Origin of the sequence: Nocardia sp. NPDC051570, from assembly GCF_044454005.1 — a bacterium.
Taxonomy (GTDB): Bacteria; Actinomycetota; Actinomycetes; order Mycobacteriales; family Mycobacteriaceae; genus Nocardia.
In genome coordinates, this window is record NZ_JBITDI010000057.1 from 1 (window position 1) to 5,387 (window position 5,387).

The window sequence follows — 5,387 nt, forward strand, 5'->3', positions numbered from 1 at the left end:
GATCATCGACCTTGTCGTCCAATTCCTCCCTGGGATGTCCTGATATGCGTATGTCAACCTGGATCCGGCAACATATCGCGGCGTTACGTGCGCTGCTGGTGCTGACGGTGATCACCGGAATCGTTTATCCCGTGGCGGTTTTCGCGGTCGCTCAGCTGCCCGGGCTGCATGACAAGGCGGAGGGGTCGCTGATCACTCAGGACGGGAAGATCGTGGGCTCGAGCCTGATCGGGCAGGCGTTCACCGATGGTAAGGGCAATGCGCTGGTGCAGTACTTCCAGAGCCGCCCGTCCAACTCCGTCCCGGCCGACGGCAGCATCCCGGACGGGTACGACGCGTCCAACTCCTCGTTCGGCAATATGGGCCCGGAGAGCATGGTGGACACTCTCGATGCTGATCCGTCGAAGACGAAGCTCGCGCTGCTGTCGACGGTGTGCTCGCGTAGTAAGGCGATCGGTGACCGCGAGGGCGTCTCGGGTGCGCGGCCGTTCTGCACACCCGACGGTGTCGGCGCGGTGCTGTCGGTGATCGGCCCGCGTGATGCGCACGGCAACGTGATCAAGCCGACCAAGGTGGTCAGCGTCAACGAGGCCTGCCCGGCGAAGCCGTTCCAGGATGCCTACCAGGGTGTCAAGGTCGACTGTGCCGTCCCAGGCGAGAGCTACGCGACCGGCCAGATCATTCCGATCCCCGGCGACGTCGCCAAGGACACCCCCGTGCCCGCCGACGCCGTCACCGCCTCGGGCTCGGGCCTGGACCCGAACATCTCCCCGGAGTACGCGGCCATCCAGATCCCCCGAATCGCCAAGGCACGAGGCGTTTCCGAGGACCGGATCCGCACCGTGGTCGCCGCCCATTCCTACAAACGCGACCTCGGCTTCTTCGGCGAACCCCGGGTCAACGTCCTGGAACTGAATCTGGACCTGGACAAGCAGTACCCCTACAAGGGCTGATCCACCCCCGATCACGAAGGCCGCCTTCATCATTCATCGATGAAGGCGGCTTTCGCATTTCGCCGACGCCGTTAGCCTCGATCCCGAGTGTCGGTTCGGAAGCCGCTCTGCCGGTACGAGATATCTATCCAGGGGTTCTCATGGAGTTCAGTGTTCACGTGTCCAAATTCGAGATCGACGGTGGCGCCGCTGCTCTCGCGGGTGAGCTGGCCCGGGTCGGCGCCGCCGCGGAGGCGGCGGGTGCGGCCTGGTTGTCGCTGCAGGACCATTACTTCCAGATCCCGATCTCCGGTCTGCCGGAGGAGTCGCCCATGTTGGAGGGGTACACGACGCTCGGCTATCTGGCGGCGCACACCTCGAGCATCGGACTCGGCATGCTCGTCTCCGGGGTGACCTATCGGCATCCGGGCCTGCTCGCCAAGATCGTGAGCACGCTGGACGTACTGTCCGGCGGCCGGGCCGTCCTGGGTCTGGGCGCCGCGTATTTCGAACGCGAGCATCGCGGGCTCGGCATCCCCTTCCCCGCCACCGCCGAGCGGTTCGATCGGCTGGAGGAGACGCTGCGCATCTGCGCGCAGATGTGGGATCCACAGAACAACGGGCCATTTCACGGCGAGCATTACCAGCTGGCGGAGACGCTGTGCTCACCGCAGCCGATCCACCGGCCGAAGGTGCTCATCGCGGGCGACGGCGAACGCAAGACGCTGCGGCTGGTCGCGCAGTACGGCGATGCCTGCAATGTCGTCGGCACCTCGCCCGAGGGGGTCAGGCATAAGCTCGACGTCCTGCGCCGGCACTGCGACGAGGTCGGCCGGGACTATGACGAGATCCGCACGACGATCGCGCCCCTCAACCCGGTGCCGAATCCGGCCACGCGCGACGAATTCGTGCGCGCGATGGCCGATTACGCCGCGGTCGGCGTGCATGAGGTCGTGCTCATTGCGCGGGGCGGCTCCCCGGCGGCATGGATAGACGCCATGGCCCCGGCCGGGCGGCAACTCGCCGAACTCGGGTAGGCGCGGCACGACATTGCCGGATCTTTACGGTCTCGTGGGATGAATCCGAAAGGTTAAGGGGCGCAGGCGGATAGGCTTCGGATGTCGGTGGCGCCGGCCGCCGGGGAGGTGGTCGTTCGATGAGAGGCAAGGTATTCGACGTCGTGCTGGTGACCGCGTGGGCGGTCGCCTTCTTCATCGTCGCGATGGTGCATCCCGGGATCTGGAATGCCGTGATCGCCTGGGGCGGACTGGTCGTTCTCGGGTACTACAACTCGTTCGTCCGGCATGATCGACGGCTGGAGTTCGCCAAGCTCGACACACCCGGTCGGCCACGGGATATCAGCGCCACGCTGCGACCGGCGTGGCGGTAGCGCGTCACCGCGCCGAGGCCTCCGGGATCTCGTAAAGGGCTTCCCACACAAGGAAGTTCGAGAGCAGGTCGACCACGTTCAGACCTGCGGGGGTCAGTCGGATCGGGCCGCGGAGCGGGGGAGTGGTGTCCCAGCTGCCCTCGCCATCGGCGCAGACGAAACCCTGGGCCGCGAGCGTGCGCAGGGCGCGGCCGACGTCTCGGGCCTGGGTCCGGGTGGCGATGAGTTCGCGTGCGGTCCGGGGGCGTTCGGCGAGAGTATCGAGTATCTCCACGACATAGCGGTGGCTGACCAGCTCACGCAACCACATCAGGTCGAGATCGTTCACCGCACAACGCTATGGCGCGGCGAGTGGATGCACGGTGGCCGTTGACGAAACGCTGTCGTGCCCGTGAGATCTTTTGACGACTTCCCTACACGACGAGGCGACCGGAAACCGAACCGCCGGTATCGTCCGGACGGGGATATCTCACAGCACCCGCCAGGAGGAACACCGTGACAGATCGCCCGCAGGCTCCGCCGCATCTCTCGCGATCGGATTCGGTGCGGTCGGCGCTGGTGATCGGTGCGCTCGGGGTCGTCTTCGGCGATATCGGGACCAGTCCGATCTACACCCTGCAGACCGTCTTCGCTCCGGCTGACCCCCATCCGGTTCCGGTGAGCACCGAGAACGTGTACGGCGTGGTCTCGCTGGTGTTCTGGTCGGTGATGATCATCGTGACGATCACCTATGTGCTGCTGGCGATGCGCGCCGACAACGACGGCGAGGGCGGCATCATGGCGCTGATCACGCTGTTGCGGCGGTGGAGCACCGTGCGGGGCCGGCGGTTGGCGATCTTCCTTGCGTCACTGGGCATCTTCGGCGCGTCGCTGTTCTTCGGCGACAGCATGATCACCCCGGCGATCTCGGTGCTCTCGGCGGTGGAGGGCCTGAAAACCGTCCAGCCGTCGCTGGCGGAGCTGGTGGTGCCGCTGACCGCGGTGATCATCGTGGCGCTGTTCATGGTGCAGCGCCGCGGAACCGCGGTGGTGGGGCGGCTGTTCGGGCCGGTGATGATCGTCTGGTTCGTAACCATCGGCGCGCTCGGCATCACCGGAATCGCCCAGCACCCACGGATTCTCGAGGCGTTGTCGCCGACCTATGCGCTGGGCTTCCTGTTCGGCCACTTCGGCACCGCGTTCTTCGCCTTGGCCGCAATCGTTCTCGCGGTGACCGGCGCCGAGGCGCTGTATGCGGATATGGGCCATTTCGGCCGCCGCTCGATCACCCGGGCCTGGCTGATCCTGGTATTCCCCGCCTGCGTGCTGAGCTATCTCGGCCAGGGCGCGCTGATCCTCGACGATCCGGCCAATATCAGCGGCCCGTTCTTCCTGCTCGCGCCGGGCTGGGCGCGACTGCCGATGGTCGTGCTGGCGACGGCCGCGACGGTGATCGCCTCCCAGGCCGTGATCACCGGCGCGTATTCGGTGGCGTCCCAGGCCGCACAGCTCGGCTATCTGCCCAGGCTGCGGGTCGCGCACACCTCGGAGTCGAGGATCGGGCAGATCTACGTGCCGTGGATCAACTGGGTGCTGATGGTCTCGGTACTGACCCTGATCTTCGCCTTCCGCAGTTCGGCCGCGCTGGCCTTTGCCTTCGGCATGGCGGTGACGGCCACGATCACGATCACGACGCTGCTGTTCTTCTATGTCGCCCGGGCGAAATGGGGTACGCCATGGTGGTTGCTCGGCCTCGGCGCGATCCCGCTGCTGGTGGTGGATCTGCTGTTCGTCGCGGCCAATCTCACCAAGTTCGTGCACGGGGCCTGGCTGCCGCTGCTGATCGGCCTGGTGGCCTTCACGGTGATGACGACCTGGCAGCGCGGCCGCGAGATCGTCACCGCCGCGCGCGAACGCCGCGAGGGCTCACTGCGGGTGTTCATCGATGAGCTGCGCGACGGCACGCAGCCGACCACGACCGTGCCCGGCACCGCGATCTTCCTCAACCGCGGGAAGCTGACCGCACCGCTGGCCATGCGCGCCAATGTGGAAGCCAATCACGTGCGCCACGAACATGTCGTGGTCCTGTCCATCCAGACCGAACCCGTGCCACGGATTCCCGATTCCGAGCGCATCTCCGTCGACGCGCTCGGTCCCGCCGACGACGGAATCACCCATGTCACAGCGGCATTCGGCTATATGGAGACCCCGGATGTGCCGCGCGCGCTGGCGCTGGTGGATCCGGCGCGGACCGAGGGACGGCTGCAGTTGGATCGGGCCTCGTACTTCCTGTCCAAGATCGAACTGCGGCCCGGCGACGAACCGACCATGGCGATGTGGCGCAAACGGCTGTTCATCGCCACCTCCTACATCACGGCCGACGCCGCCGAATACTTCGGCCTGCCGCGCGAGCGCACGGTCATCATGGGCTCGCATATCGAGGTGTAGCGGATCAGGCGGCGGGCCGGTGGGACTGCTCCGGAGCGGGTCGATGCCGCTCGATCAGCACGAGTAGGCCCTCGATCGCCGCCAGGGAGGACCATTCGTTACGGCAGACCAGTCCCGGATGCTGATCGGAGCGCGCTATGAAGGCGGCCTCCGCCGCGGACCAGCGAACGTGGCACGCCGACAGGGAGATATCGGTTGTCATCACCGGGGTCACCAACTCCTCGCAGCATCATGGGGGAATCTGTATCGAACACCATCGACGAGCGGTCGGACGGGTCGTTAACGATTTCCTTCGGACCGCGCCTCGCCGTATTTCCGGTTTTCTTCCGGTTCAGAATGTGACCTCGTCGAGCTTGCCCGTGGCGATATCGAAGACGAAGCCCCGCAGCGAGGTCGTCGCCGTGACGAACGGGCTGGCGGCGATGCGCCGAATCGATTGGCGCACATCCTCGTTCAGGTCCCCGAACGCCTCGGCCGCCCAGGCGGGCTTGACGCCGGTCTCGTCCTGGATGGCGTGTTCGAACTCGTCGTCGGTAAAGGTCAGGACGGATTCAACTGGTCGTTGCAACACCTCGATTCTGGAGGTGTGTGTTGGCGTATGGGAAGCGGCAGATCGAGGTTCGCGCGTATCGAGGGCA

Annotated in this window: 6 protein-coding genes and 1 pseudogene; 4 read left to right on the forward strand and 3 right to left on the reverse strand. The window is 66.0% G+C overall.

What is annotated here, in order from left to right; translation table 11 throughout:
• Positions 1-44: 44 nt before the first annotated feature.
• The 3 genes from ACIA76_RS43535 to ACIA76_RS43545 all read left to right on the forward strand — a co-directional run bounded on the left by ACIA76_RS43535 (position 45) and on the right by ACIA76_RS43545 (position 2,322).
• Positions 45-953 carry a potassium-transporting ATPase subunit C gene (locus tag ACIA76_RS43535; protein ID WP_397161426.1) on the forward strand — a complete coding sequence of 303 codons (909 nt, stop codon included), beginning with the start codon at positions 45-47 and terminating at the stop codon, positions 951-953.
• A 140-nt stretch (positions 954-1,093) separates the two neighbouring features.
• Positions 1,094-1,969, forward strand: a complete 876-nt coding sequence (locus ACIA76_RS43540; RefSeq protein WP_397161428.1) for an LLM class F420-dependent oxidoreductase — start codon at positions 1,094-1,096, stop codon at positions 1,967-1,969.
• Between the two features lie 119 nt (positions 1,970-2,088).
• Complete coding sequence (locus ACIA76_RS43545) at positions 2,089-2,322, forward strand: hypothetical protein (RefSeq protein WP_397161430.1); 234 nt, start codon at positions 2,089-2,091, stop codon at positions 2,320-2,322.
• Positions 2,323-2,326: 4 nt separating this feature from the next.
• Here ACIA76_RS43545 and ACIA76_RS43550 read toward each other — a convergent pair whose 3' ends face one another.
• The gene (locus ACIA76_RS43550) at positions 2,327-2,650 is read right to left on the reverse strand and encodes a hypothetical protein (protein ID WP_397161432.1); all 324 of its coding nucleotides are present in this window, start codon (positions 2,648-2,650) and stop codon (positions 2,327-2,329) included.
• Positions 2,651-2,817: 167 nt separating this feature from the next.
• Here ACIA76_RS43550 and ACIA76_RS43555 point away from each other — a divergent pair, with 167 nt between their 5' ends.
• A complete protein-coding gene (locus tag ACIA76_RS43555) occupies positions 2,818-4,749 on the forward strand; it encodes a potassium transporter Kup (RefSeq protein ID WP_397161434.1) in 1,932 nt (643 codons plus the stop codon).
• A 4-nt stretch (positions 4,750-4,753) separates the two neighbouring features.
• Here the strand turns inward: ACIA76_RS43555 and ACIA76_RS43560 are convergent, their stop codons facing one another.
• Both ACIA76_RS43560 and ACIA76_RS43565 read right to left on the reverse strand, forming a co-directional pair.
• Entirely contained in the window at positions 4,754-4,954 is a 201-nt protein-coding gene (locus ACIA76_RS43560) for a hypothetical protein (protein WP_397161436.1), read from the reverse strand.
• A gap of 126 nt (positions 4,955-5,080) precedes the next feature.
• Positions 5,081-5,387 (reverse strand): annotated as a pseudogene (locus ACIA76_RS43565) (hypothetical protein); the annotation flags it as partial.